Source organism: Streptomyces sp. NPDC057424 (assembly GCF_042803315.1).
In the GTDB taxonomy this organism is placed as follows: Bacteria; Actinomycetota; Actinomycetes; order Streptomycetales; family Streptomycetaceae; genus Streptomyces.
Map to the genome: position 1 here is coordinate 51,340 of NZ_JBHVCP010000035.1, position 26,035 is coordinate 77,374.

A 26,035-nucleotide genomic window follows, 5' to 3' on the forward strand; every position below is an offset into this window, starting at 1 on the left:
CGGGGTCGACTGTGTGCCGCACAGGTTTGTCGACCATACTGCTCCGCTGTGGAGCAGCGCATAGGTTCGAGCAGCCAGCCCCTGGAAGGCGCCGGATTCGACCCGGCCTTCATCCCCGGGCTCACGCCACCAGCGTCCGGACGGACGGAGGAGGACGGGCCGGAGAAGGAGCCTGAGGTCGCAGACCCCGAGGAGGCCGTCACCGAGTCGGAAGAGACGGCGGAGGCGTCCCCCTCCGAGCCGGAGGAGGACACCGAGGCCGGCGGCCCCGTCTTCGAGGCGTCCGACCGCCGCGCCCGGATGGTCGCCGACCGCAGAGGCGTACGCATGTCCCTCGACGACCAGGAGTGCGAGTTCCGCTGGGACGAGATCGGCGCGGTGGAGACGGAGACCGCCCGCTTCGGCAAGCGGTACACCGTCACCGTCCACACCCCTGACCGGCGCTGGTACCCGATCGAGATCGAGGCGCCGGCCAGGAGCCACTTCAAGGAGTGGGACGAGCAGTTGGACGCGGTGCTGGACGCCTACTTCGAGGAGGGCGCCGACTAGGGCCTGTCGTCGGCCCTAACCGCAGTACTGGCTCTCCTTGCCGATCGACCGGTACATACAGTCCGCGTTCTCCAGCAGTTGGAGCACCGCGTCGCGGTTGCGGGAGGTCTCCCGCCCGATCACCTCGTCGGGCGGGTAGAACCCACCCCCACCGGACCTCGGGTACATCTCGAACGTGTAGCCGAAGATCTTGTGGGCGCCCCAGAGGTAGTCGTCGATCGACCCGTCCGTGATGTACAGGTCGCTGGACTGCTTCGCCGTGTAGCCGTTGCTGGCGGCCATCTTCTGCCCGACCGTCTTGAACGCCGCGTGGTCGTCCGCGGTCATCCCGGTCGTCGTGTCGGAGTTCGTGTAGCCGAACGGCCACAGCACCAGCTCGCTGTACGTGTGGAAGTCGACCCCGGCCTTGATCTGCTGGGTGCCGCCGACGACCCGGCTGCGCACGAAGTCGGCGACGACCTTCACCTCGGGCGCGGACTCCGCCGACCGGCCCCGGTAGGTATCGGAGGACGTCGAACCCGAGGAGCCGCCGCAGCAGCCCCAGCGGTAGTTCCAGTTGCGGTTCAGGTCCGTACCGACGTACGAGGAACCGGAGTTGGGCTGCCGGTTCTTGCGCCAGGAGCGGTACGAGCCGGTGGCGATGTCGTACTCGCCGCCGTCCGGGTTGATGTCCGGCACGATCCAGATCTCGCGGTTGTTCACCATGCTGGTGACGCGCGAGTCGGAACCGTAGTCGGAGGTCAGCTCGCGCAGCAGGTAGAGCGCCATCTCGACGGTCAGGTGCTCGCGGGCGTGCTGGTGGTGCGTGAACAGCACCTCCGGCTCGGACTCGTCACTGGCCACGTTGTCGCTGATCTTGATGGCGACGATGTTCCGGCCCTGGTACGACGTGCCGATCACGCGCTGGCTCGCGATGGACGGGTTGGCCGAGACGATCGAGTTGATCTCGCTCGTCATCTCCGCGTAGTTGTGGTACTTCGAGTCGGCCGACGGGAAGTCGTGGAGCCGGACGTCGTCCTCGCCGGCGGACCGGTCGGGCACCGCGCCGAGCGGGGTGACCTCGTAGCCCAGTGCGCGCAGTTTCCTGATCTGGCCCGCGCGGCCGGAGACGACGACACCGTGGCTGTGCGCCTCGTCGACGGTCACGCCCGTGCGCTGAAGTGCCGTGCGGTCCCCGGCCGTCGCGTGCAGATGGACCTCGTACTGCCGGACGTCGTCCGCCGAGGCGGCCGCCCTGGGCGCGCTGTCGGCGGTGGCGTCCGTCGTCGTCGCCGACAGGGGAGCCGCGAGGGCGAGGGCGAGGAGGGAGGCGAGGGCGGCGGTGCGTCTGCCGGTGCGGGCACCGGATCCTCGTATGTGAAGTCGCATGAAATCTCCTTGTGGGAGGTGGGGTTGTTCCGTGCGACGTACGTGGTGCGGGTGGCGCATATCGTCTGCTGATGGCATGAGCAGGTCAAGACTGAAAGTGGCCGCGCAGTGTACGCGCACGCCCCCGCGGTCGAGGTGTCCCGACGGAAGTGCACCCGCAGGTGTGGCCCCGGCGTGCATATATGTACGCACCGGGAGACAGTGAGGGTCCGCGCAAGGGGAGCCGGAGTGTCCGGATCCCCGGACCCCCACCCCTCAGAGGACTGGCTGATCATGGGCGGATCAGCGCCACGACGGGACCACCTGCCGGCCGGCGCGACCAGCTTCGTCGACCGGCGTGGCGAACTGGCCCAGGGCCGCGAACCGCCGGCCCGCGCACGGATCGTGACGCTGACCGACCCGGGCGGCGACCCGACCGCCGCCGAGGGCTACCCGGCCCTCACGCTCTTCGGCGACCGGGCCGCCGCCGTCCCCGGCTTCCGCCTCACCCCCGCCAACCGCGCCTCCGTCGCCCCGCTCGTCGCCGAGGGACGCGCCGACCAGCAGATCGCCGACCGCCTGGTGATCGCCCGCCGCACCGCCGAAGGCCATGTGGAACGCATCCTCAGCAAGCTCGGCTTCGGCAACCGCAGCCAGATCGCGGCCTGGATGACGGCTCAGCGCTGACCCGCCGCACCCGCACCCACCCACCCGAGGGGATCACGTGACCACCGGAGAACCCAACCTATTCGACCACCGCATGGCCGTCTTCGACTCCGACGACGGCTTCCTGGCCGCCGCCCTGCCCTTCCTCGGCGAAGGCCTCGGCGCCTCCGGCGAACCGCCGCCGGTGGCCATCGCCGCCCCGCACAACCTGGACCTCCTGCGCGACGCCCTCGGCCGCGACGCGAAGGACGTCACCTGCATCCCGCACGCCGACTGGTACACCGGCTCCGCCGCCAACGCCGTGGCCCAGGCCGCCGCGTACCTCACCACGCACGCCGGCCCCGGCGGGGGGCTCCACCTCGTCATGGAGCCCGTCTGGAGCGGTCGCGCCGGCCGCTCCGCCCGCGAGACCACCGAGTGGATCCGCTACGAGGCCCTCGCCAACCTCCTCTTCGCGCCCATGTCCACGACCACCCTGTGCGCCTACGACACCCGCACCGCAGGGCCCGCCGTCATCGCCGCGGCCCGCCGCACCCACCCCGACACGGAGGTGTACGAGGACCCGCTGCGGCTCGCGGCCGAACTCGACTCCGTACCGCTGCCGTTGCCCCCGGCCGATGCGCTGTCCCTCGCGGAGCCGGACGCCGCGGCCGTACGGGGCTGGGCGGTGGGCCGGGGACTGACGGCCGCGGACGCCGAACTGTTCGCCGCCGCCGTCGCGGAGACCGCCGCCGCCCTCGCGCCCGTCGGCGGTGACGTCCTGCTGTGGGGCGAGGCACCCGCCTGCGTCTGCGAACTGCGCTCTGCCCGCCGTCTCGACGACCCGCTCGCCGGCTTCGTCCCGCCGGCCGCCGGCCCGGAACCGGGCCCGGGGCTGTGGTACCCGCGTCAGGTCTGCGCGTACGTGGACATCCGCGACGACGCCGGGGGAGCGACGGTCCGCCTGCAGTACGCATAGCCCCCACCTGCAACTCTCCGGGCGCCCCCCGGGCCCAGACGCCCTCTCCGGTCCGTTCCCGCAACCACCGCTGGGAGCAGGCCAGCTGAGTGCCGAGTACGCACCCCGGCCCTCCGCCGTGCGCGAGGCACCCGCGGAGGTCCGCGGGCAGGCGGAAGGACGGGGTCTCGGCGAGCTCGCCGACATGGCCGAACTGCTCGTCGGCGAACTTGCTCCTGGTGGACGCGCTCGCCCGGCGCTGGGGCTGCCACCGGGACGGGCCGGGCAGGACCGTGCGGTTCGAGCTCGGCACGTGCGGGGCTGTTCGCGCAGTTCCCCCCTGAGGTGACTCCGCTCAGGCCCTCTTGTCGGCCCGGCCTCCTTGCGGTTTCTTGATCTGCATGGCGGACACCACGGGAAACACCACCGAGAACGAGGCCACACATCCACCACAGCCCAGGAAGGCGAGCTGGAAGTACATCGGCCCGGGCATCGTCGTCGCGGCGACCGGTGTCGGCGCCGGTGACCTGGTCGCCACGCTGATCGCGGGCAGCAACTTCGGCTACACCCTCCTGTGGGCCGCGGTCATCGGCTGCCTGGTGAAGATCTCCCTCGCCGAGGCGGCGGGCCGCTGGCATCTGTCCACCGGCCGCACCCTGTTCGACGGCTGGGCGAGCCTCGGCCGCTGGACGACGTGGTTCTTCGCGGTCTACGTCGTCGTCTGGGGCTTCGTCTACGGCGCGGCGGCGATGTCGTCGAGCGCGCTGCCGCTGCAGGCACTGTTCCCGGACGTGATGGACCTCAAGTGGTGGGGCATCGCCTGCGGTCTGGCCGGTCTGGTCTTCGTCTGGTTCAACAAGTACGCGGTCTTCGAGAAGGTCATGACGGTCCTGGTGGGCGTCATGTTCGTGGTGACGGTGTACCTGGCCGTCCGGGTCACGCCGAACATCCCCGACGCCTTCGCCGGGCTGCTGCCGGTGCTGCCGGACGAGAAGGACTCCATCCTCAACACGCTGGGCCTGATCGGCGGCGTGGGCGGCACGATCACGCTCGCGGCGTACGGCTACTGGGTCAACGCCAAGGGCTGGACCGACACCGGCTGGATGAAGGTCATGCGCCTGGACAACCGCGTCGCCTACGCCACGACCGGCATCTTCGTCATCGCGATGCTGTTCGTCGGCGCGGAGCTGCTCCACTCGGCGAACATCGCGATCGCGAGCGGCGACAAGGGCCTGATCCAGCTGGGCGACATCCTGGAGGAGGAGTACGGCTCGGCCACGGCGACGTTCTTCCTCATCGGTTTCTTCGCCACGTCCTTCACCTCGCTGATCGGCGTCTGGCACGGCGTGAGCCTGATGTTCGCCGACTTCGTGACCCGCCTGTCGGGCAAGGGCCGGGCCAAGGGCGAGGAGGTCGCCTCGGGGACACGTGAGCGTTCCTGGCCGTTCCGTGCCTACCTGCTCTGGCTGACCTTCCCGCCGATGATCCTGCTCTTCGAGGGCCAGCCCTTCCGCCTGATCATCATCTACGGCGTCCTCGGCGCGGCCTTCCTGCCGTTCCTCGCCGGCACGCTGATCTGGCTCCTCAACTCCTCCCGCACACCCCGCGAGTGGCGCAACGGCCACCTCAGCAACGCCATGCTCGCCATCGCCGGCCTGCTGTTCCTGATCCTGTGCGTGAAGCAGATCTGGGACCAGCCGTGGGGGGACTTCTTCTAGGACGGACGGCCCGGACTTCCTGGCCGTCGACAGTCCGGCCGCCCCTACGGCAGCCCGTGCACATGCGGCCCCACCGCGTCGGACCACGCGTTGCCCGCCGTCGCGTCCCAGTTGGTCGACCAGGTCATCGCACCGCGCAGGTCGGGGTACGTCCGGGGCGGCTTGAAGGTGCCGCAGCCGGTGGCCTTGGTGAGGCAGTCCAGGGCGTTGTTCACCACGGTCGGTGAGACGTAGCCGCTGCCCGCCCCGCGGGTCGAGGCCGGCAGGCCCAGGCCCACCTGGGACGGCGCGAGGCCGTTCTCCAGCTGGATGCAGGCCAGGGCCGTCAGGAAGTCGACCGAGCCCTGGCTGTAGACCTTGCCGTCGCAGCCGAGCATGGAACCGCTGTTGTAGTATTGCATGTTGACGACCGTGAGGATGTCCTTCACGTTCAGCGCGGTCCGGAAGTACGCGTGGGACGTGGACTGCATGTCGATGGTCTGCGGAGCCATCGTCAGGACGAGCGAGGGGCCCGCCTTCGCCGACAGGGCACGCAGCGCCTGCGTCATGTACGTCGCGTTCAGTCCGTTCTCCAGGTCGATGTCGACGCCGTCGAAGCCGTACGTCTGCATGACGGAGTACACGCTGTTCGCGAAGTTCGCCGCCGAGGCCGCGTCGTTGACCGAGACCGTGCCGCGCTCGCCGCCCACCGAGATGACGACCTTCTTGCCCGCGGCCTGTTTCGCCTTCACGTCAGCCTTGAACTGGTCGACCGTGTAGCCGTTCAGCCCGGCCGAGTCCAGCGTGAACGACACCGCCCCCGGCGTGGCCGTGGCGTCCGCGAAGGCCACCGCGATGATGTCGTAGGCGGCGGGGACGTCCGAGATGCGCTGGACCGTCGCACCGTTGTCGAAGTTCTGCCAGTAGCCGGTCACCGCGTGCCTGGGCAGCGCGGGGCCCGGGCCGTCCGGCTTGTTCGTGGTGCCGGTCACCGCCGCCGACTTCGGCGACTCACCGGCCCCGTTCATCGCCGTGACCTGGAAGGAGTGCGACGTCGAGGAGGCGAGCCCGGTCACCGTCGCCGAGGTGCCGGAGACGGCCGTCACCTTCGTGCCGTCGCGGTAGACGGTGTAACCCGTCGCTCCGGACACCGTGTTCCAGGCGAGGGAGACCGAGGAGGACGTCGTGCCGGAGACGTTCAGGCCGCTCGGCGCGGACGGGACCGTCGGGCCCGGGTCCGTGCCCCCGCCGCCGTCGGGGCCGAACACCGACACGTCGTCCGCGTAGTACGCCGCCTGCCCGTACCAGCCATGCGTGTACACCGTCACCGAGGTCGTCGAGGAGCCCGTGGTGAAGGTCGTCGACAGCTGCTTCCAGGAGGAGGAGTCGGGTGTCCAGGTGGACACGTCCGTCGTGCCCGTGCCCGTCACGCCGAGGTAGGCGTATCCGCCCCGGACCCAGGCGCCCAGCGTGTACGTCGCGTTGGGCTGCACCCGTACCGTCTGGGCGCAGCGGGCGTTGTCCTGCCCCGACGGGGCCGCCCGCAGCGCGGCCGTGCCGGTGCGCACCGGCGAGGAGACCGTCGTGCCGCTGCCCGCCGAGCAGGTCCAGCCGCTCAGGCCCGACTCGAAGCCGGCGTTCCTGGCGTTGTTGACGTCGGCGGCGTTCGCCTGGCCGACGGTCGTGACAGTGAGGGCCAGGGCAGCCGTGACGGCACCCGACCACAGCCGCAGGGATCGTCTGTGTCTGGACATGACAAGAAAATGGTCCAGACCACAACGACTGTCAAGAGGTCCAGACCAACCTGTCGAGCGGCGGCCGGGTTCGACAGGACCGCAAGCGAAGGTCAATCGTCGCCACCGGCCCGCCGGGCCTGCCGTCCGGGACGGCCCGGAACGGCCCGGGCTCGCCGCGTCGACCGGCAAGATGCTCAACCTGCCCCGTTTTGACGCATCTTGTGCAACGGCAGTTGCTCCTCAGCTACACAAACGCTGTTCTCCGGTCACAGAGCCGTGGATACAGTGCTGAGGTAGTCACGCAGTGAAGTCGACACGGTGCGCCGGAGTGACATCCGGCGTTCCGACGGGCATGGGGAAACGGGGAGCTGCGCGTGCCAACTGCCATTGCCGTGACCAGTGCCGACATGGCGCTGCCGCCACAGGACGAACGCACCCTGCCCGCCGTCGTGCTGCGGGACGTCGCACGACGCCCCCTGGAGCAGGCGCTGACCGAGATGCAGGCCCTGGTCGAGCACCACGGCCATGTCATCGTGGTCTGCTCACAGGCCGCGCCCACCGCGGTGCAGCGACGGCTGCACACCCTGCGCTCCCTCATGGAGAGCGACCGGATCGCCCTGTTCCGGCCGGACCTGCCGCCCCTCGGACTGGCCGTCCTGGCACGCCAGTTACGGCAGCTCGCCTCCTGCGACATCAGCCCCGGCGTGCTCGCCTCGGCCGGCCGGCTGCTCGTCCACTACATCCACGCCGGCGCGCTCCTCAACTCCGTCACCCGGCTCGACCACGTCCCCGTCGGCCTCAAGTCGCACGCCAAGTCCTGGGTGCCCGGCAGCCAGTTCGGCGTCCTCGCCCATCCCGAGCCGCACCTCGTCCGGATCACCCCCGAGGCCCGGCTCCCCGGCCCCGAGTTCGGCACCTGGATGCTGGTCGCCAAGGGGCAGCTCCAGTCCGACTGGGTCACGGGCACCCTCGCCCCCTCCTGGAAGGTGCAGGGACTGCGCGAAACCCCGCTCCCGGCCGAGTCGCCCGGCTGGTGGGGCACCGGCAGGCTCATCGAGTTCTGCAGCTACCTGCCCGACCTGTCCGTCCTCTACCAGCTGGTCACCTCCGTCCGGCGCAGCCAGTGCCACTGGTGCGGCATCGACGTCATCGGCGACCGCTGCGTGTTCTGCTCGGCCGCGCCACCCGCCCACGACAGCCCGCCCCGCAAGCAGCTCGAGAACCGAACGGCCGTCGGGTGAGGCCTGACACCGCTCGTCAGCACTGTTCCGATCCCGCTCGACCGATATCCCCAACGAGGTTGTACGGTTCATGAACTCCCGTCAGCGCCGCGGCGTGATTCTCCTGCTCCTGTCGGTCGTCTGCGCCCTCGGCGCCTTCGCCGGCGTGCTGTCCGTCATCAGCGACGTGAAGTCGAAGGTCGGCCCCGAGGTCACCGCCTACCGGCTGAAATCCGAGGTGCCGCCCTACACCACCCTCAGCACGGGCCAGTTCGAGAAGATCAAGATGCCCGAACGGTGGCTGTCCGACAACGCGGTCACCGATCTGCGGGAGATCCAGGGCAAGATCGCCGTGACCACGCTGCGCGCCGGCTCCCTGCTCCAGTCCGACATGATCGTCCGCCGGCCGGCCCTCCAGCCCGGCCAGCAGGAGGTCGCCATCATGATCGACGCGGCGACCGGCGTGGCCGGCAAGATCACGCCCGGCGCCGCGGTCAACGTCTACGCCACCTTCGAGGGCGCGCGTGAGGGTGACCCCGACCAGTCGAAGATCATCGTCACCAACGCCAAGGTCCTCGACGTCGGCGAACTGACCGCGCTGAAGCCCGCCGAGGGCAACCGCGCCCAGCAGCCCACCGACGCCGTCCCGATCACGTTCGCGCTGTCCGCCCTCGACGCCCAGCGCATCACCTACGCCGAGTCGTTCGCCAAGCGGGTCCGGCTCGCCCTCGTCGCGCCCGGCAGCGACACCACCGTCCCCGAGCGGGACCGGACGTACGAACTCGCGAAGGACAAGTGAGAGGCTGCCATGCCCACGAGGATCCTCCCGGCAGTCGGTGACACGGACGCGGTCCGGTCCGTCACGACGCTGCTCAGCCAGCTCCCGGACGCCGAGCCCGTCGCCCCGGTCGTCGACTCCACCCAGCTCGTCGACACCCTCGCGCGCCTGGCCGCAGAGTCGGTCGACGAGCTGCCGGAGGTCGTGATCGTCCACGAGCGGATCGGCCCCGTCCCCGCCCTGGAACTGATCCGCGAAGTGGCCCTGCGCTTCCCGGCCGTCGGCGTCATCCTCGTCACCTCCGACGCGAGCCCCGGCCTCTTCCAGGCCGCCATGGACTACGGCGCCCGCGGCCTGGTCGCCCTGCCCCTCAGCTACGAGGAACTCGCCAGCCGCGTCCAGGCGGTCGCCCAGTGGTCCGTCGGCGTACGACGGCACCTGGGCGCCGGCGGCGACGTGTTCACCGGCGCCGGCGGCACCGTCGTCACGGTCAGCGGCGCCAAGGGCGGTGCCGGGACCACCCTCACCGCGATCCAGCTGGCCCTGGCCGCCCAGGCCTCCGGCCGCAGCACCGCCCTGGTCGACATGGACCTCCAGACCGGCGACATCGCCTCCTACCTGGACGTCCAGTTCCGCCGCTCCGTCGTCGACCTGGCCGCCATCGCCGACATCTCCCCGCGCGTCCTGGCCGACGCGGTCTTCCGCCACGACACCGGACTCGCCCTGCTGCTCGCCCCCGCCGAAGGGGAACGCGGCGAGGACGTCACCGACCGCGCCGCCCGCCAGATCGTCAGCGCCCTGCGCTCCCGCTACGAGGTCGTCGTCATCGACTGCGGCGCCCAGCTCGGCGGCGCGGGAGCGGCGGCCGTGGAGATGGCCGACCGGGCCCTGCTGATCACCACCCCGGACGTGGTCGCCGTACGAGGCGCCAAACGGGCCGTGCGGATGTGGGACCGGCTGCAGATCCGCAAGGCCGAGGAGACGACCGTCGTCGTCAACCGGCACTCCCGCAGTACGGAGATCCAGCCGCCCCTGATCCAGAAGATCACCGGCACGGCCGTCGCGGCCACCGTGGTCCCCGCCAACTTCAAGGAACTGCAGAGCGTCGTGGACGCGGGCCGCGTCCACGAACTGGAGAACAAGAGCGCGGTGAAGCAGGCCCTGTGGGGCCTGGCGGGCGAACTGGGCCTGGTCAAGGCCCCGGACAGGGCCCAGAAGGCGGGCCGGGGGTTCCGGGGCGGCGACCGGGGGTCGGTGAGCTTTCGGCGGAGGAGGGAGGGGTGAACATGGCTTCAGAGGAGCGGGACCGGGGCCAGGTCACCATCGAGTTCCTCGGCATGACACCGACGATCATCGTGACGCTGATCGCGCTGTGGCAGGTCGTCCTCGTCGGCTACACCTTCACGCTCGCGGGCAACGCCGCGGACGAGGCGGTACGGCAGGCGACGGCGGCGGAGCCGGGAGCCCGGCAGGCCGCGTGCGAGGCGGCCGGGCTCAGGCACCTGTCGGACGCGTGGCGCTCCGGCGCCGAGGTCACCTGCGGTGGCTCCGGTTACGTGACCGCGGACGTGCGGTTGGAGGTCCCTGTGCTCTTCCCGGGCACGCTGTCCTTCCCGTTCACGGTCAGGGGCCACGCCGGCGCGGTCGAGGAGGCGGACTGAGATGCCGAGGACGCGCAGAGACCGCGGCCAGGTCGCCATCGAGTACATCGGCTTCCTGCCGATCCTGCTGCTCGTCGCCCTGGCAGCCGTGCAGCTCGGCCTGATCGCCTACACCGCCCAGCAGGCGGGCACGGCGGCGCGGACGGGAGCGCGCAGCGCGTCGCTGGACGGGCCCCACGAGGCGGACTGCCTGGCGGCGGTGAGCAGTTGGCTCGCCGATCAGACGAGCTGCCCCGCCTCCTTCGGCGCGGACGAGGTCACGGTCACGGCCACCGTGCAGATCCCGTCCCTCGTGCCGGGCTGGGAGTTCGACCCGGCCGTCAAGACCGCGACGATGCCGCGCGACCACTGAACGGAGCACCGGACTCATGAGCCTGCGAGCACGCATCAACACCCCCGAGGAGAACGGCAACCGGGGCGAGGACGGCCACATGGTCGCCTCCTACCGGGCCAAGCTCCTGGAGGAGATCGACCTCGCGGAGATGAGTTCGCTGGCCGCCGCCGAGCGCAGGGCCCGGCTGGAGCGGGTGCTCGGGCACATCATCAGCCGCGAGGGCCCGGTCCTGTCGACGGTGGAGCGCTCGCAGCTGATCCGCAGGGTGGTCGACGAGGCGCTGGGCCTCGGCATCCTGGAGCCGCTCCTGGAGGACGCGTCCATCACCGAGATCATGGTCAACGGCCCCGACGCGATCTTCGTGGAGCGCGGCGGCCGGGTGGAGCAACTGCCCCTGCGCTTCGCCTCCAACGACCAGCTGATGCAGACCATCGAGAGGATCGTCTCGACGGTCAACCGCCGCGTGGACGAGTCGAACCCGATGGTCGACGCCCGCCTCCCCTCCGGTGAGCGCGTCAACGTCATCATCCCGCCCCTGTCCCTGACGGGCGCCACCCTCACCATCCGACGCTTCCCGCGCTCCTTCACGCTCCAGGAGCTGATCGGCCTCGGCTCGCTCGACGAGCACATGCTGTACCTGCTGGCGGGCCTGGTGCAGGCGAAGTTCAACATCATCGTCTCGGGCGCGACGGGCACCGGAAAGACGACCCTGCTCAACGCCCTGTCCGGGCTCATCCCCGACGGCGAACGCATCATCACCATCGAGGACTCCGCCGAACTCCAGCTCCAGCAGGCCCACGTCATCCGCCTGGAGTCGCGCCCGCCGAACGTCGAGGGCAAGGGCCAGGTGAGCATCCGCGACCTCGTCCGCAACTCCCTGCGCATGCGCCCCGACCGGATCGTCGTCGGTGAGGTCCGCGGCGGCGAGTCCCTCGACATGCTCCAGGCGATGTCCACCGGCCACGACGGCTCGCTGGCCACCGTCCACGCCAACAGCGCCGAGGACGCGCTGATGCGGCTGCAGACCCTGGCGTCCATGTCGGACGTGGAGATCCCCTTCGTGGCGCTGCACGACCAGATCAACAGCGCGGTCGACGTCATCGTGCAGCTCACCCGGTTCGCGGACGGCGCCCGCCGCATCACCGAGATCGCCCTGATGGACAGCCACGGCAGCGACCCCTACCGCCTGGTCACGGTCGCCCGCTTCACCGCACAGCCGATGACGGCCGACGGCCGCGTCTACGGCGCCTTCGAGTACTTCCCCCTCCCACGCCGCACCGCCGACCGCCTCTACATGGCGAGCCAGCCCCTCCCGCAGGCCTTCGGCATCGCCCGGTCCGCGGACCAGCTAGCCACCCGAGAAGCCAGGTAGGACCGACCGATGGAACTGCAACAGCTCATCACGCTCACCACCGGCATCACCCTGCTGACCTGCGTCCTCGCGGTCGCCGGTCTGCACTCCTACGCCACGGGCAAGGCGCAGCGTCAGGCACTCGTCGACCGCCTCTCCGCCACCGGCCAGATCCCGGTGGGCGGCCGGCGCCGCACCTTCCGCGGCATCGACCGCCGTCTGCGGCGCACCAAGCTCGGCAAGAAGCTGGAACTGCGCCTGGCGGCGACCGGCCTGGACATCACCCCGGGTGAGTTCTTCGTCTCCATGCTCGCCATGGTCGCGGGCCTGTGGCTGATCGGGCAGGCGGCGCTGGCGCCGTTCTTCGGGCCGTTGGCGGGCCTTCTCGGCATCGGGGTCGCCGTCCAGTTCCTCAACTGGCAACGCCAGAAACGTATCGAGAGGTTCATCAACCAGCTCCCCGAAATGGCCCGGATCCTCGCCAACGCCACCCAGGCGGGACTCGCCCTGCGCACCGCGATCGGCATGGCCGCGGAGGAGATGGAGGCCCCCGCGGGCGAGGAACTGGGCAAGGTCTCCGCGCAGCTGGCCGTCGGCGCCTCGATGGACGACGCACTGGGCGAACTGGCGGACCGCCTCCCGTCCCGCGAACTGGTCGTCCTGGTCACGACGCTGGTCCTGTCGAACCGGGCGGGCGGCCAGGTGGTCAGCGCGTTGCGCAACCTGACGGAGACACTGGAGGAACGCAAGGAGACCCGGCGCGAGGTCCGCACCCAGCTCTCCCAGGTCAGCATGACGTCGTACGCCGTCCCGGTTCTGGGCGTCGGTTCGCTCTTCCTCATGAACGGGGTGAAGGACGGCGCCCTGGACCGCATGACCGGCTCCCCCTTCGGACAGGCGGCGGTCATCATCGCCTTCTCGCTCTACGCCGTCGGCTTCGTCCTCATCCGCCGCCTGTCCCGCATCGACGTCTGAGAGCCCGGAGGCAACCATGGGACTGCTTCTCGCCCTGCTGATGGGCCTCAGTGTCTGGGGCGTCTTCGCCGGCATCCGCATGTACCGCGCGGAGGCCAAACTGCCCGGCGACCTCGCCCTGGCCCTGGAGGTCGGCTCCACCCGCACCGGCGCGGTCGACTCGCTCATCGACCGCATGGGCATGCGCTACGCGCCCGCGGTGCTGCGCCTGATGGGCCCGAACCAGGTGGCGAAGTACCGCCGCAAGATCGACCTCGCGGGCAACCCCGGCGGCCTGACGATCGACAGGTACGCCGCGCGGAGGGCGGTCTACGGCTTCCTGGGTGCCGTGGGCTTCCTGGTCTTCCTCATGCGGGGCCAACTGCTGGTCGCCCTGCTCCTGCTGGCCTTCGGCGCGTTCTGGACGGAGGTCGGCATCTGGTCGGCGATCCGCATCCGCAAGGACGTCATCGAACGGACCCTGCCGGACTTCCTCGACGTCCTGGCGGTCGTGGTGAGCGCGGGCCTCGGCTTCCGCCAGGCACTGGACCGGGTCGCGTCCCGGTACGAGGGCCCCTGGGCCGACGAACTGCGCATCACCCTGCGCCAGATGGACCTCGGCATGAGCCGCCGCCAGGCCTTCGCGGAACTGCGCCGCCGCAACGACTCCGAGCAGGTGGCGATGTTCGTGACGGCGCTGCAGCAGGGCGAGGAACTGGGCGCGCCGATCGTCGACACGCTGGTGTCACTCGCCAAGGACATGCGCCGGACGGACGCGCAGAACGCCCGCCGCAAGGCGGCCCGGGCCGTCCCCAAGGCCACGATGATGATCACGACCTTCATGGTCCCGGCCACGATGCTCCTGCTCGGCGCGGGCCTCATTCTCGGCTCGGGCACGGACTTCGGTTCGGTGACGGGGAAGTAGGGGAGGGGGGGTGACGGCATGTCGATGACAGGGGAGCGGACGGGGCTGCTGGGGCGTCGCCGCCGCGCCGGGCGGACACCGGAGATCACGACGCCTCCGGCGGGGACGGTGCTGCCGGTCCATGTCCGCACGGGCGCGCCGGACGTACCGGTGACGTCGGTGACGCCCGCTCTACCGCCGGGGTGGGAGGCGGCCGGGGTGCGTGCCGACGGGGAGCCGGCGCTGCGCATCAAGGAAAGCGGTCGCCCTGACGGGGCGGTGCCCCGGGTGACGGCGGTGGATGCCGTTGCCCAGGGGCCGATGCCGACGGCACGCGGTCCGGAGGAGCATGCGAACGGCCGGCCCCTCGCCGATGGCGCCGCGCCCGCACCGGAACCACCGGCGCCCGACGCCGCTCTCCGCACGAGCGGCGCGGGTGGATACCCGGCCCCGGCCGAAGGCCGGGCCAGCGCCACGAGCCCCGCGATCGACATCCAGGTCAACGCCCTGCAGGCCATGTGCCGCCAGGTCTTCGGCTTCAGACTCGCCATGATCGCCCTGGCCACCCCCACGGCCCTCGTGAACGCGAACGACGGCGTTCCCACCCACCTCGTCGGCGCGGCCGTGGTTGTCACGTTCATGACCTCCTACGTCCTCTTCCGAGACTGGGAACGCTTCGGCCCTCTCCTCCTCCGCCACCCCACCCTCCTCGCCGCGGACACCCTCTTCGGCGCCCTGCTCCTCATCGCCGCAGGTCCCGACAGCACCCTCGCCTACGTCAGCGTCTGCACCCCCCTCCTCGCAGGCCTGGTCTACGGCTGGCGCGGCGCGGCGGTCTTCGCCTCCCTCCAGGCCCTCCTCCTGCTCCTCATCCACGCGGCACAGGAGAACCCGGCACCCGGCGTCACCGAGTCCGCCCTGTTGCCCGGCCTCTGCGTCATCGCCGGAGCCGTCGGCTCCAGCCTCCGCAACCTCATGCTCCGCTTCGGCGCGGCCACCCAGGCCCTCACCACCGTCCAGGCCCGTCTCGCCGTGACGGAAGCGGTCAGCGCCGAACGCGCCCGACTGGCCCGCGAGATGCACGACTCCGTCGCCAAGACCCTGCACGGCGTGGCCCTGGCCGCCGACGGGCTGACCGGCTCGGCCGGCGCCGACCGCATGGACCCGGCCCTGGTGAGACAGCAGGCGGCACTGGTCGCCCGCTCGGCCCGCCGGGCCGCCGCCGAATCCCGCGAACTCCTGGCCGACCTGCGCCGCGAATCGGACCCCGGCCAGGCCACCGACGTCCTGGTCGAACTGGCCGCCCGCACCCGCGACTTCAGCACCCGCACCGGCGTCCCGGCGGTCTACCGTCCCACCGGCGCCCACGCCGTACCCCCGGTCCCCCCGGCCGTGGCCCGCCAACTCCTGACCATCGCCACGGAAGCCATGGAGAACGCCCACCGCCACGCCCACCCCGCTCGCGTCGACGTCAGCGCCGGCGTCCACGGCGACCTGCTCCGCATCAGCATCTACGACGACGGCCGCGGGCTTCCCCCGGGCACCACCCTCGAACAACTGCGCCGGACAGGCCACTTCGGGCTCGTCGGCATGGTCGAACGGGCCGCCTCGGTGGGCGCCCGCATCCGCATAGGCCGCGGCGGCCACCCCCGGGGCACGGAGGTCCGCCTGGAACTCCCCCTGGCCGCCCTGACCACCCCCGTCGCATGACCCCACGACCCGAGAGGAGGCCCCTGATGCCGGACCAGCCGCCCCACTCCACCGGCGCCCCGCAGCCGCCACCGCACCACCCCTTCGCCGACCTCCCGCTCCCTCAGCCGGGGCAGTCGGTCCGACGCCTCCGGGTCGTCGTGGCGGACGACAACCCCGTGGTCCGCGCCGGCCTCACCGCCCTGCTCTCCGGCCGCGCGGACATCGAGGTGGTGGCGGAGGCCGCCGACGGCCGCCAGGCCTACGAGGCCGCGCATCACCATCGCCCGGACGTCGTCCTCCTGGACGTCCGCATGCCCGGCGTGGACGGCATCTCCGCGCTCCCGTACCTGGTGCAGATCGCCCCGGTGGTGATGCTGACCTACAGCAGGGAGTCGGAGATCGTCCAGGAGGCCCTGCGCCGGGGAGCGGGCGGCTACCTGGTCCACGGCGAGTTCACGGCCGGCCAGCTGGTCGATGCCGTACGGGACATCAAGGAGGGCCGGGCCCACTTCACCCCCACAGCGGCGGGCGCCCTACTGGCCCAACTCCGCCAGAACCCGGCCCCGGCCCCGCCTCTACCCGAAGGCCTGGGCCAGTCATCGAGTGCGACTGCATACGGAATTTCCACCTCCGTACAGCCGTATAGCGAACCTCAACAACCCACGCCACCAGCTCATTTAGTGACGCAAGGCGCCCCACCTCCACTCATTTCTTCGGAAAACCTTTCGCAAATGCAACCGCATGTGGGACAGTTTCCGTCTGAGTGGACGAGTGGCCGTCCGGCCGCTCCCGACAGGTCGCGGTTCCGACTGAGCACGAGGGAGGCGGAGATCATGGACCTCATCGCGTCCGGCATGAACAACCAGCAGATCGCCGCCACGTGCTTCATCAGTGAGAAGACCGTCAAGAACCACATCAACCGCATCTTCGCCAAGCTCCACAGCACCAGCCGCTCCGAGGCCGCCGCGAAGTGGATCGGCACGGCGCCGGACGCACACCGGGGACTGGGGTGACCTTCGATGACGCGATGGGGGAACAACCGCTCGGGCCACAGCGATTGGGCCCGGAATTGGGCCCTGGGGCCCTCTGACGGACAGGGCGTTCCGCCGTACGGTCGTCGTGTCGAAAGCGACACAGCCGCAATCGGAGGGGAACACCATGAGCGACCTGATGCTGAAGACCGCCGTCGCGACCAAGGTCCGTGTGAACGGCTGGAAGAACACGACGGCCGAGGCGATGCGGCGCCGCGCCGACGACAGGGGACAGACGGCGGTCGAGTACCTGGGCATCATCGCGGTGGTGGTGGCGATCGTGCTGGCGATTACGGGTACCAGCATCGGCAATACGATCCTCGACAAGATCACGAATCTGATCAACACGGTCGGGAATTGACGCGACCTCGCAGGTACGGCGACGCAGGGCAGGCCTTCCCCATCTACATCACAGTGGTGGGGGGCCTGCTCTTCCTTGCGCTCGCCTACTTCGCGGTCGGCCAGGCCACAGTGAATCGGGGCGGCGCCCAGACGGCGGCTGATGCCGCGGCACTCGCGGCAGCCCAGGACGCCCGGGACCAGCTTGCGGGCGAGTGGGTCGAGGCCGTTCTCGACCCCGCCAAGTGGCAGGACATCTTCGAGGGCGACGTACCGCTGGCCAGCGACCCGTGCTCGCGTGCCTATCAGCTCGCCGACCAGAACGACGCCGATGTCCAGGGGTGCTGGGGCACTGGAGAACCCCTGGGCTACGACATCGCTGTGCAGACCCGGAAGCCCATGGGCGAGTCCATCGTCCCCATCACGGCGCAGAAGAGGTCCAGGGCCAGCGCCACGGCCGTCATCGAGCCCCTCTGTGACTTCAAGCCCCTTGCCGAGGACGCGGGGGACGATGTGCTCCCCCGCCTCACCTGCGACGGCAGGGACTGGGACCTGAAACCGGACGATCTCACCGAGCTCCCGGAACCCGAGGATCTTTTCGACGTCCACCTGGCCGACCGAGAAGCGAACGACGAGTGATGAAGGAAGCGGAGAGATGAGCATGCGGTTCACTGAGAGGGCCCGCAGGAGGATGGTCGCGTTGACCCTGGCGGCCGGACTGGCCCTGGGCACGGCCGGCTGCGGTGGTGGAGGCGACGACGGCAAGCAGCCGGACACATCGGCCTCCGCTTCCAAGGACCGTGGCTCCGCGCCGAGTGCTCAGGAAGGGAAATCTGAGACGCCACTGGCCGAACTCAAGGGCAAGGACGGCCTGCTCCTTCAGATCACGTCGGCGCAGCGGGACACGGGCGGATTCCTCACCGTGAACGGCCAGTTCAAGAATGACGCATCAGGTTCTTTGGTACTCCCGGCCGCACTTCGCGGTGACGAGACGGAGATCCTCAAGCACGGCACGTCGCTCGGTGGTGCGACGCTCGTGGACTCGAAGGGGAAGAAGCGCTACTACGTGCTGCGCGACACCGACGGACGGCCGCTGACCACCACGGGTCTCACCACGATCGAGTCCGGCCAGACCATCCCCGTTTTCATCCAGTTCCCCACCCCGCCCGCGAGCGCAACCGACGTCACTCTCCAGGTCCCCACGTTCTCCAGCGGCACCATCAAGATCTCCGGGTGAGGCCGGCCATGACGACCCCCACACGCACTCGAACGGCGACTCCACGCCTGGCCCTCGTCCTCACCGCCGCCGGCCTCATGGTCGCCGCGAACCTCTACGGCGCGGTCTCGGCCCACGCCGACGAAACCCCCGGTGTCCCCCCTGGCACCGAGGCCTCCGCCTCCGCCCCCGTGGAGGTCGACCCCAACGACCCCGACCTCAAGCTCCCCGAAGGCGCCACCCTCGCCGCCGCCAAAGTGCTCGACATCAAACAGGTCGTAGAAGACCAAAGCGGCGACGAACGCCGGGAAGACACCAACGCCGACGTCAAGTTCGCCCTCCAGGCCGAGGTCCTCTTCGGCAAGGACAGCGCGAAACTCAGCGGCGAGGCGAAGGCCCGTATCTCCGCGATCGCCGAGGAGATCACAACGCAGAACGCGACGAAGATCCGCGTCTTCGGCTTCACGGACAACCTCGGTTCGTCCGCCCACGGTGACGTCCTGTCCCGGAAGCGCGCCGACGCAGTGCAGAACGTCCTGGACCAGGAGCTGACCGACTCCAACATCACGTATGAGGTACGCGGCTACGGCGAGCAGTACCCCATCGCCGACAACTCCACGGAAACCGGCCGCAAGAAGAACCGCCGGGTCGAGGTCTCCTTCCCGCGCTCGGAGAGCTGAGGAGGAGCCTCGCAGCCGACGACAACGGGGAGGCTTCGCGATGAGTGGCGACTGAACCGCATCCCGCCGCCGGGTGGCCCTGCGGGTCGTGTCCTGCGTGGTGAAGTCCTGCAACGGCGACCGGGACCAGGGCCTCGTCCCGCGGACCGGAGACCAGCAGGTCGGCGAGGGTTCGGTCGACGTCGGTGACCCGCAGACCGCCGAACCCCCGCATCTCGACGACCTCCCCCGCACCGAGCGCGCCGCGATGCACTCGCAACCCCGTACGCCGACGCCACCTGCCCGGATCGGTGAACTCGGCCTCGACCTTCAGCAGCTCGATCCCCCAGGCCCAGGCAGCCGCCCGGTGACTGGCCACGAGCTCCGGCGTGATCAGTTGAACCGCCCGAAGCCGCATGGCGAAGTCGGGCGGAGCACCGGGCTCGGCCCACACACCTCCACCCAGGCGAACCCACCCCCCAGCCTTCAGAACCCGGAAGACCGAGGCCCGAGACCATCCCGCGTCCACAGCCCACGACGGCACCAAGCCGCCCCGGGCGATCTCCTGCAACCCCCGTGAATCCCGCATACGCCCACGCTTCCACCCGGCACCGACACAGGGGCGGAACCTGTGGATACCCACGAGATGACAGCTGAGTGCCACGCCGGGCGGCGGCACGCAGCGTGGGCTTGGCGGGCTCCGGCCGTGGGAACCGAGAACAGGCGGAGCGGAGAGTCTCAAACGCGCATACCCGGAGCGTGCATTGGGCGATTGTCGTTTCCGTCTCAGGGCTGGCCAGGCCTGACGTCCTCACCTGGACCTCTGCCGTCCCCGGCTGAGACAGAGTCACCGACAATGCCCGCAGGGTCACAGCGGGCCGACGCGGTGCGGACGCGCGCGCCGGGTTGTGCCTGACGGTGGTGCTGTCGAACTGGTGGTGGGTGGCGGCGGCGATACGGCTGTGGGACCCGGGGACGCCGGGACGCCGGGACGCCGGGACGGCGCCGACATGAGCGGCGTGTGCATATGACGGTTCGGCCGGGCCGGCCGTTTGCCTCGGGACGGCATCCGCACGGCCGAACTGCTCCGTGACGGCACGCTGGAGTTCGCCGCCCCCGGTGACGGCGTGCCCGTGACGGTCCCCGGCGCCTTCGTGCCGCCGCTGCCCTGGGGGCGCGGACCGCGGACTGGTTCCTGCTGGACCGAGACTGGCCCCGACGGCCGACCGATGCCGAGGCCAGGCACATGCCAGCGCAACGGGTCTGTGCCCCACAGCAAGGCGACCTCTTGTATTGGCGGGTCGGTGACCGTCTGCTCGCCGCGAGCGTCGGTCACGAGGACAAGGAGGAGCCGGTCGTGCTGTTCGCCGCGGTGACCGGTTCCGGGGAGGGGTTCCCCACGTAGGAGCGAGAGCCCCCGCGTAGGCGCACGGGCTGCTGCCGACTGGCCCCCTGTCCGGAAGGGAGCCCGAGCGGGCCGGCCGTCATCTCTTCCCCGGCAACACCGAACGCGCCGACGCCCTCGCCCCCGGCTGCGCTTCTGCAGCACCGGCCGCCTGGGCAGGTGCATCTGGCGCCGGCGTCGTACGTCGCCTAGCTCCGCGCTTCGACAACCTCCACCTGAGCCCCTTTCCGCAGCCCCCATTCACCCATCACCCCGGCCTCCGCCTCCACCACGTGCCGGGCACGCAGCCGAGGCATCCCCAGCCGTCCCGGCCGCATGGTGCACACGTCGATGACGCGCAGGCCGCGATCGAGATAGGCGACATCGATCGGCATGCGCATACGAAAGGTGTGCACGCTGCTCCCGGGGGAGAGGAGGATCGCTCCGCAGACGGAGTCCCGCCCCAACAGCCCCTTGGTGCGCGCTCGATAAGAGGTGGCGATCTCCAAGGGAACCCGCACAGAAGACCCCTCGCCACCCCCTACGACGACCAGCTCCCCACGTCCGTCCCGCCAGCGCCGCCCCATCCGGGCCCACCTCCGACCGTGCCACTGCCAACGGCTCTCCGAACCCGAACGTATCCGCAGCGGAGTAGGCCCCACATGGGTCCACGGGCCCATGCCACGGCCACCGCGGACCCCATGCGTTCCCCGAATGCGTGAACGCCCCCCCGGAAGCCTTTGCTGGTTCCTGACTGAAACGCCCCGCACGGCACCGCAGTTGACGGACAGGCTGGCGCGTTATGCAACCGTTACGGCCGGAACGGGACGACGAATCGCCGATTCCTCCCCATACACCCCGCCGGTCCACAACCTTCACCCTGGTGCGGCTCTACCCCGCTGGATAGCTTTGGTTCGCTCAAGAGAAGCCTCGCCTCTGACCGGGAGCCGACCGTGAACCGCCGCCCCACCCTCCTCGCAGCGCTCACACTGACCGCCGCTGCGGCCCTGACGCTGTCCGCGTGCGGGAGCGATGACAGCTCCAAGGCCAAGGAGAACGACAAGATCGCGGGAGCCGACACGGGGAACAAGGCGTCGCCTTCGCCCAGCCCGAGCGAGCCCAACGCGGGCGGCCGTCCGGAGATCGACCTGCCGTCGGACGTGACCTACGAGTTCGACTGGAAGAAGACCGGCGACGCCCGGAAGGACGCCGTGCTCAACGATGCCGAGCAGCGCATCAAGGCCGTAGACATGGCAATCGCCAAGCAGGATCCGCTCAACAAGGCCTACCGCTTCTACTCGGAAGGCACGGCCGCCGCCGAAAGCCAGCAGTACATCCAGGAGTTCGTCGACCACAAAGCACGCACGACTGGTCTGACCCGCTACTACAACGAGAGCCTGACCATCAAGAGTGACGGCACGGCTGCACTCGTGTACTGCGAGGACCAGAGCAAGGCGTTCAACAAGTTCCTGAAGACCGGAAAGACCGATGTCACACCGGTGACGAAGGACAGTTACGTCGTCTATGCAGGCACCCTGCGCAAGAACGACAGCGGCGTATGGGTCACCGAGCGACTGATCTCGCAGCGGGGGAGCGCGAAGTGCCAGCCTTGATCCGTACCAGACGCCTACTTTTCGCTTCGGGCCTCATCGCTGCATCCCTCGCCGTGACCGGCCCCGCTTACGCCGAAAAGGGGTTCGGCGGCACGGACGGCGAAACGCAGGAGGCCAACTCGGGTGAAGACGGCACCGTCTCCGTCACCGTAGGCGGCGTCGTCTTCGACCGCTCCAAGAACGGCAGCGGCAACTCCGCCGGTGCGCTGACGTCATCCACGTCCTGGACCCCGCCCCCCTGCTGGTACGCCCCGAAGTACACCCCGGAACAGCTGCAGAAATACCTCGAGCCGACCTGGGAGGCCGGTTCGACGGGTTACGAGTGGGACGCCGAGCAGCGGGACCGCTACGTCAACGGGCACCCCTACAAGGACTTCAACAAGGACAAGGAGGGCAAGGGCTACTTCTGGGACTCCTTCGTCAACAGGGACTTCCCCCCGGGCTGGGACTCCTGCGAAGAGCCCATCTTCTGGGTGGACGAGGGCGACCCGCCGCCCGCGAACATCGACAACGCCGTCACCCCGGAGGTCCTCGCCGAACTCGCCTACGCCGAGATCCGCGTGCCCGGCACCAAGGTGACCCTGGCCCCCGCAGCCCAGACCAAGGTCAACCTCCCGACCTGGGCCTGGCTGGACGCCGCCGACTTCAAGCCGGTCTCGGTCACCGCGTCCGTACCGGTGATCGGCATCGCGGCGACCGCGACGGCGGAACCGATCTCGCTCAGGATCGAACCCGGCACCAAGGATGCCGTGACCTACCCGGCCTCCGGCGTCTGCGACATCAACAACGGCCGTATCGGCGAGCCCTACGCCAAGGGCAAGGCGAACCAGAGCCCGCCCTGCGGAGTGAGATACCTGCGCTCCTCTGGCGACGGCACGTACCCCCTTCAGGCCACCGTCACCTGGAAAATCGAGTGGACCGGCACCGGCGGCGCAGGCGGCGACCTCCCCGACGGCACGTTCGGCGCCACCCAGGACGTCGTCGTCCAGGAGATCCAGGCCGTCAACCGCTGAGCCGAGCCTCGGACCCGACCGGTGAGGCGATCACCGTGAGAGTGATCGCCCCACCCTCACGGCCAACTGAATGCATGGAGTCACTCCCTCGTGACGGCGCCAGGGTACGCGGAGAGGAAGCGGCCGCATGGCGGAGCGGCTGGCTGTTGACGACGCTGAGCTCGCGCACTTCATGACGTCGCTGAGGAAGTCGGGCAGCTCTACCAGCTTGCGGCTCCGGACGCCCGTGCTGGTCGGGAGCGGGGTGCTTCTCCCGAAGCGCTGGAGCGGGCCCGCCCCACCCGAGTCCGCATCTCTGTCCGATGCTGCTCAACCGGACGTCTCACACAGCTCATAAAGGTGTTGTCCGGCGCTCCCGATCCTGGGTAGGAAGACCTCCATGACCCCCCTAGGCGCAGTCTTCCGCCCCCAACTGCCCCCCGAACGACTCCGATCTGTAGCCCAAGTCGCCGATGAGGCCGGCCTCGAAGAGCTCTGGCTCTGGGAAGACTGTTTCAGTGAAGGCGGTATCTCCACCGCCGCCGCTGCCCTCGCGTGGACCGAGCGGGTGCGGATCGGGGTCGGGCTGTTGCCCGTGCCCTTGCGGAACGTTGCCGTCACCGCCATGGAGGCCGCCTCCCTGCACCGGATGTTCCCGGGGCGGGCGATCCTCGGTGTGGGGCATGGCGTGCAGGACTGGATGGGGCAGGTCGGGGCCCGGGTCGAGTCGCCTGTCACCCTGCTGCGGGAGCATCTCCTCGCGCTGCGGGCCCTGTTGGGCGGCGAGCGGGTCACGGTCGACGGGCGGTACGTCACGCTCGACGACGTCGCTCTCGACTGGCCTCCGGAGGGTCCGCACAGCGGGGTCCTGGCCGGGGCCACCGGGCCGCGGTCGCTGCGGCTCACCGGCGAGGCCGCCGACGGCACCATCCTCACCGCCGCCACCAACGCCGAGGGCGTGCGCAAGGCACGGCAGCTCGTCGAGGAGGGGCGGGCAGCGGCCGGCCGTGGGGCCGGGCACCACCCCGTCGTCGTCTACCTGCTCACCGCCACGGGACCCGACGCCGCCGCCCGGCTGCGCGCGGAACTCGTCGCCGAGGGGCTCGACTCCGTACCGGACCTCGGGGTCGCCGGAGACGCCGGAGCCGTCGCGAAGGCCGTGGATCGGCTGGTCGAGGCCGGGGCCGACCGCGTCGTCCTGCAGCCGACGGCGGACGAGCCCGACCCGGAGGGGTTCGTGCGGTTCGCGGCGGAGGACGTGCGTCCCCTGGTGCCCTGAGGGCCCGTTGTCAGTGGTGGCTGCCACACTGCGGGTATGAGCCAGGACGACGCGGACGTACGCCTGCGAGACGTCGTGGAGGACGACTTGGAGTTCCTCCTGGCATACGAGCATGATCCGGAAGCCGTACGGCGGTCGGGGTTAACGCCTCGGCCGCGCGACGCGTTCCTGCGGCACTGGAAGACCAAGGTTCTCGGGGACGACACCGTTTTCGTGCAGGCCATGACCGTCGACGGTGAAGTCGCCGGCAGCGTGGTCGCCTGGTGGGACGGGGACCGCCGCTTCCTCGGATACTGGCTCGGACGCCCGTACTGGGGCCGTGGCATCGGCAGCCGGGCCCTGGCTCTCTTCCTGGAGCGGGAGCGGAACCGGCCTCTGTACGCCGACCCCGCCATCGGGAACACCAGTTCGGTGCGTCTCCTCGAGAAGCACGGCTTCCAGCGGACCGGCACGGTACGGCGCGGCGAGGACGAGCACGTCGTGTTCGCCCTCCTGTGAGAAGCACCGCATGACATGAGAAGCACCGCATGACATGAGAAGCACTGCATGACGTGAGAAGCACCGCATGACGTGAGAAGCACCGCATGACGCCCCCGCGCGGGGGCGGGTTGCCGCTGCGGGGCGCAGCCGAAGTCAGCAGGCCGTCGGCCCGCTTGGGCAACTCGCCGGCACCGCCATCGCGCACGGCGACGTCCACGCTCTCGCCCGGCTGCCGACGCACGCCCCGGTCCACCGGCCACGCCGCCGCACTGCCCCCACCTCTGACACATAAATGCCGAGCGTCCCCACCCGGCCCCCTGCCACCATTCCCACCATGGCAGAGCCGCAGGAACTCCACCCCTCACACCCCACCACCTTCGAAGCCCTCCTCGCCGAAGGTGCCTGTGTCCCCACGGACGGCTGGGACTTCTCCTGGTTCGAAGGGCGGGCGACGGAAGCACGCCCCTCCTGGGGATACGCCGTGTCGATGGCCGAGCGGCTGGGCCGGGCGAGTGCCGTGCTCGATGTCCAGACCGGGGGAGGAGAGGTGCTGGACTTCGCCCTCGCCAGGGTCGCCGGCGAGGCCCCCACCGAGAGCACGGCCGAGCCCACCGCCGATGCCACGGGCGAAGCCGCCAAGGCTCCCGTCCCGAAGCCGCCCCTCCTCACCGTCGCCACCGAAGGCTGGCCCCCCAACGTCGCCAGGGCGACCACCCTCCTGCGCCCGCACGGCGTCGCCGTCGTCGCCGCTGCCGAGGGCGACCCGCTGCCTTTCGCCGACGGTGCCTTCGACCTGGTCGTCAGCCGCCACCCCGTCCGCCCGCACTGGGACGAGATCGCCCGCGTCCTCCAGCCCGGCGGGACGTACTTCGCCCAGCACGTCGGCCCGGGCAGCGTCTTCGAACTCGTCGAGTACTTCCTCGGGCCCCAGCCGGACGACGTGCGCGGCGCCCGCCATCCCGACCGTGAGCGTGCCGGCGCCGAGGCCGCCGGGCTCGACGTGGTCGGCCTGCGGGCGGAGCGGCTGCGCATGGAGTTCCACGACGTCGGCGCGGTGGTGCACTTCCTGCGCAAGGTGGTCTGGATGGTCCCCGGCTTCACCGTCGAGGCGTACGAGCCGCGGCTCCGGGAGCTGCACGAGCGCATCCGTGCCGAGGGCCCCTTCGTCGCCCACAGCACCCGCCACCTCGTCGACGCGCGCAAGCCGGACTGACGC

At 70.3% G+C, this 26,035-nt stretch carries 26 protein-coding genes; 23 read left to right on the forward strand and 3 right to left on the reverse strand.

All coding sequences use genetic code 11. The features are described from left to right. The first annotated feature begins 48 nt into the window (after nt 1-48). The gene (locus tag ACFU3E_RS25190; RefSeq protein ID WP_384162387.1) at nt 49-549 is read left to right on the forward strand and encodes a hypothetical protein; all 501 of its coding nucleotides are present in this window, start codon (nt 49-51) and stop codon (nt 547-549) included. Nucleotides 550-564: 15 nt separating this feature from the next. Here ACFU3E_RS25190 and ACFU3E_RS25195 read toward each other — a convergent pair whose 3' ends face one another. Beyond that, nucleotides 565-1,917, reverse strand: coding sequence for a M14 family metallopeptidase (locus ACFU3E_RS25195; protein ID WP_384162390.1), 1,353 nt, complete (start codon nt 1,915-1,917; stop codon nt 565-567). 228 nt (nt 1,918-2,145) lie between these two features. On the opposite strand from ACFU3E_RS25195, the gene ACFU3E_RS25200 reads away from it, so the two are divergent. From ACFU3E_RS25200 to ACFU3E_RS25210, 3 genes are all read left to right on the forward strand, one after another. Beyond that, entirely contained in the window at nt 2,146-2,583 is a 438-nt protein-coding gene (locus ACFU3E_RS25200; protein WP_384162393.1) for a LuxR C-terminal-related transcriptional regulator, read from the forward strand. Nucleotides 2,584-2,620: 37 nt separating this feature from the next. Next, nucleotides 2,621-3,520 carry an anti-sigma factor RsbA family regulatory protein gene (locus ACFU3E_RS25205; RefSeq protein WP_384162396.1) on the forward strand — a complete coding sequence of 300 codons (900 nt, stop codon included), beginning with the start codon at nt 2,621-2,623 and terminating at the stop codon, nt 3,518-3,520. Nucleotides 3,521-3,900: 380 nt separating this feature from the next. After that, entirely contained in the window at nt 3,901-5,217 is a 1,317-nt protein-coding gene (locus ACFU3E_RS25210) for an Nramp family divalent metal transporter (protein WP_384162399.1), read from the forward strand. A gap of 44 nt (nt 5,218-5,261) precedes the next feature. Here ACFU3E_RS25210 and ACFU3E_RS25215 read toward each other — a convergent pair whose 3' ends face one another. Continuing rightward, on the reverse strand, nt 5,262-6,950 hold the full coding sequence (locus ACFU3E_RS25215) for a chitinase (protein WP_384162402.1): 1,689 nt from the start codon (nt 6,948-6,950) through the stop codon (nt 5,262-5,264). A gap of 389 nt (nt 6,951-7,339) precedes the next feature. Here ACFU3E_RS25215 and ACFU3E_RS25220 point away from each other — a divergent pair, with 389 nt between their 5' ends. The 14 genes from ACFU3E_RS25220 (at nt 7,340) to ACFU3E_RS25285 (ending at nt 19,092) form a co-directional block, all read left to right on the forward strand. Beyond that, nucleotides 7,340-8,173, forward strand: a complete 834-nt coding sequence (locus tag ACFU3E_RS25220; RefSeq protein WP_384162476.1) for a hypothetical protein — start codon at nt 7,340-7,342, stop codon at nt 8,171-8,173. A gap of 70 nt (nt 8,174-8,243) precedes the next feature. Beyond that, the gene (cpaB, locus tag ACFU3E_RS25225; RefSeq protein WP_384162405.1) at nt 8,244-8,951 is read left to right on the forward strand and encodes a Flp pilus assembly protein CpaB; all 708 of its coding nucleotides are present in this window, start codon (nt 8,244-8,246) and stop codon (nt 8,949-8,951) included. 9 nt (nt 8,952-8,960) lie between these two features. Then, complete coding sequence (locus tag ACFU3E_RS25230) at nt 8,961-10,214, forward strand: CpaE family protein (protein ID WP_384162408.1); 1,254 nt, start codon at nt 8,961-8,963, stop codon at nt 10,212-10,214. Nucleotides 10,215-10,216: 2 nt separating this feature from the next. Continuing rightward, entirely contained in the window at nt 10,217-10,591 is a 375-nt protein-coding gene (locus ACFU3E_RS25235; RefSeq protein WP_384162479.1) for a pilus assembly protein, read from the forward strand. A gap of 1 nt (nt 10,592) precedes the next feature. After that, nucleotides 10,593-10,943, forward strand: a complete 351-nt coding sequence (locus ACFU3E_RS25240; RefSeq protein WP_384162411.1) for a TadE/TadG family type IV pilus assembly protein — start codon at nt 10,593-10,595, stop codon at nt 10,941-10,943. Between the two features lie 16 nt (nt 10,944-10,959). Continuing rightward, nucleotides 10,960-12,297: a CpaF family protein gene (locus tag ACFU3E_RS25245; RefSeq protein WP_384162413.1), complete on the forward strand. Its 1,338-nt coding sequence runs from the start codon at nt 10,960-10,962 to the stop codon at nt 12,295-12,297. Nucleotides 12,298-12,306: 9 nt separating this feature from the next. Further along, a complete protein-coding gene (locus ACFU3E_RS25250) occupies nt 12,307-13,251 on the forward strand; it encodes a type II secretion system F family protein (RefSeq protein WP_384162416.1) in 945 nt (314 codons plus the stop codon). A gap of 16 nt (nt 13,252-13,267) precedes the next feature. Next, the gene (locus ACFU3E_RS25255; RefSeq protein WP_384162419.1) at nt 13,268-14,155 is read left to right on the forward strand and encodes a DUF5936 domain-containing protein; all 888 of its coding nucleotides are present in this window, start codon (nt 13,268-13,270) and stop codon (nt 14,153-14,155) included. A gap of 18 nt (nt 14,156-14,173) precedes the next feature. Continuing rightward, nucleotides 14,174-15,844, forward strand: a complete 1,671-nt coding sequence (locus ACFU3E_RS25260; protein WP_384162422.1) for a sensor histidine kinase — start codon at nt 14,174-14,176, stop codon at nt 15,842-15,844. A 26-nt stretch (nt 15,845-15,870) separates the two neighbouring features. Continuing rightward, the gene (locus tag ACFU3E_RS25265; RefSeq protein ID WP_384162425.1) at nt 15,871-16,839 is read left to right on the forward strand and encodes a response regulator; all 969 of its coding nucleotides are present in this window, start codon (nt 15,871-15,873) and stop codon (nt 16,837-16,839) included. A gap of 145 nt (nt 16,840-16,984) precedes the next feature. After that, on the forward strand, nt 16,985-17,218 hold the full coding sequence (locus tag ACFU3E_RS25270; protein WP_384162428.1) for a Flp family type IVb pilin: 234 nt from the start codon (nt 16,985-16,987) through the stop codon (nt 17,216-17,218). After that, nucleotides 17,215-17,835, forward strand: coding sequence for a pilus assembly protein TadG-related protein (locus ACFU3E_RS25275; protein WP_384162431.1), 621 nt, complete (start codon nt 17,215-17,217; stop codon nt 17,833-17,835). Before ACFU3E_RS25270 ends, ACFU3E_RS25275 begins: the two co-directional genes overlap by 4 nt. Before the next feature lie 16 nt (nt 17,836-17,851). Then, nucleotides 17,852-18,433, forward strand: a complete 582-nt coding sequence (locus ACFU3E_RS25280; protein WP_384162433.1) for a hypothetical protein — start codon at nt 17,852-17,854, stop codon at nt 18,431-18,433. A gap of 8 nt (nt 18,434-18,441) precedes the next feature. After that, nucleotides 18,442-19,092, forward strand: coding sequence for an OmpA family protein (locus ACFU3E_RS25285; RefSeq protein WP_384162436.1), 651 nt, complete (start codon nt 18,442-18,444; stop codon nt 19,090-19,092). Between the two features lie 1,572 nt (nt 19,093-20,664). Here ACFU3E_RS25285 and ACFU3E_RS25290 read toward each other — a convergent pair. Then, nucleotides 20,665-21,042, reverse strand: coding sequence for a DUF192 domain-containing protein (locus ACFU3E_RS25290; protein ID WP_384162439.1), 378 nt, complete (start codon nt 21,040-21,042; stop codon nt 20,665-20,667). 366 nt (nt 21,043-21,408) lie between these two features. Here ACFU3E_RS25290 and ACFU3E_RS25295 point away from each other — a divergent pair, with 366 nt between their 5' ends. The 5 genes from ACFU3E_RS25295 to ACFU3E_RS25315 all read left to right on the forward strand — a co-directional run bounded on the left by ACFU3E_RS25295 (nt 21,409) and on the right by ACFU3E_RS25315 (nt 26,032). Next, nucleotides 21,409-22,068, forward strand: coding sequence for a hypothetical protein (locus ACFU3E_RS25295; RefSeq protein WP_384162442.1), 660 nt, complete (start codon nt 21,409-21,411; stop codon nt 22,066-22,068). Beyond that, a complete protein-coding gene (locus ACFU3E_RS25300) occupies nt 22,056-23,081 on the forward strand; it encodes a hypothetical protein (RefSeq protein ID WP_384162445.1) in 1,026 nt (341 codons plus the stop codon). Before ACFU3E_RS25295 ends, ACFU3E_RS25300 begins: the two co-directional genes overlap by 13 nt. 379 nt (nt 23,082-23,460) lie before the next feature. Next, complete coding sequence (locus ACFU3E_RS25305; protein WP_384162448.1) at nt 23,461-24,339, forward strand: LLM class flavin-dependent oxidoreductase; 879 nt, start codon at nt 23,461-23,463, stop codon at nt 24,337-24,339. A 36-nt stretch (nt 24,340-24,375) separates the two neighbouring features. Continuing rightward, nucleotides 24,376-24,837 carry a GNAT family N-acetyltransferase gene (locus ACFU3E_RS25310; RefSeq protein WP_384162451.1) on the forward strand — a complete coding sequence of 154 codons (462 nt, stop codon included), beginning with the start codon at nt 24,376-24,378 and terminating at the stop codon, nt 24,835-24,837. Nucleotides 24,838-25,153: 316 nt separating this feature from the next. Further along, on the forward strand, nt 25,154-26,032 hold the full coding sequence (locus ACFU3E_RS25315) for a methyltransferase domain-containing protein (RefSeq protein ID WP_384162454.1): 879 nt from the start codon (nt 25,154-25,156) through the stop codon (nt 26,030-26,032). Nucleotides 26,033-26,035: the final 3 nt, after the last annotated feature.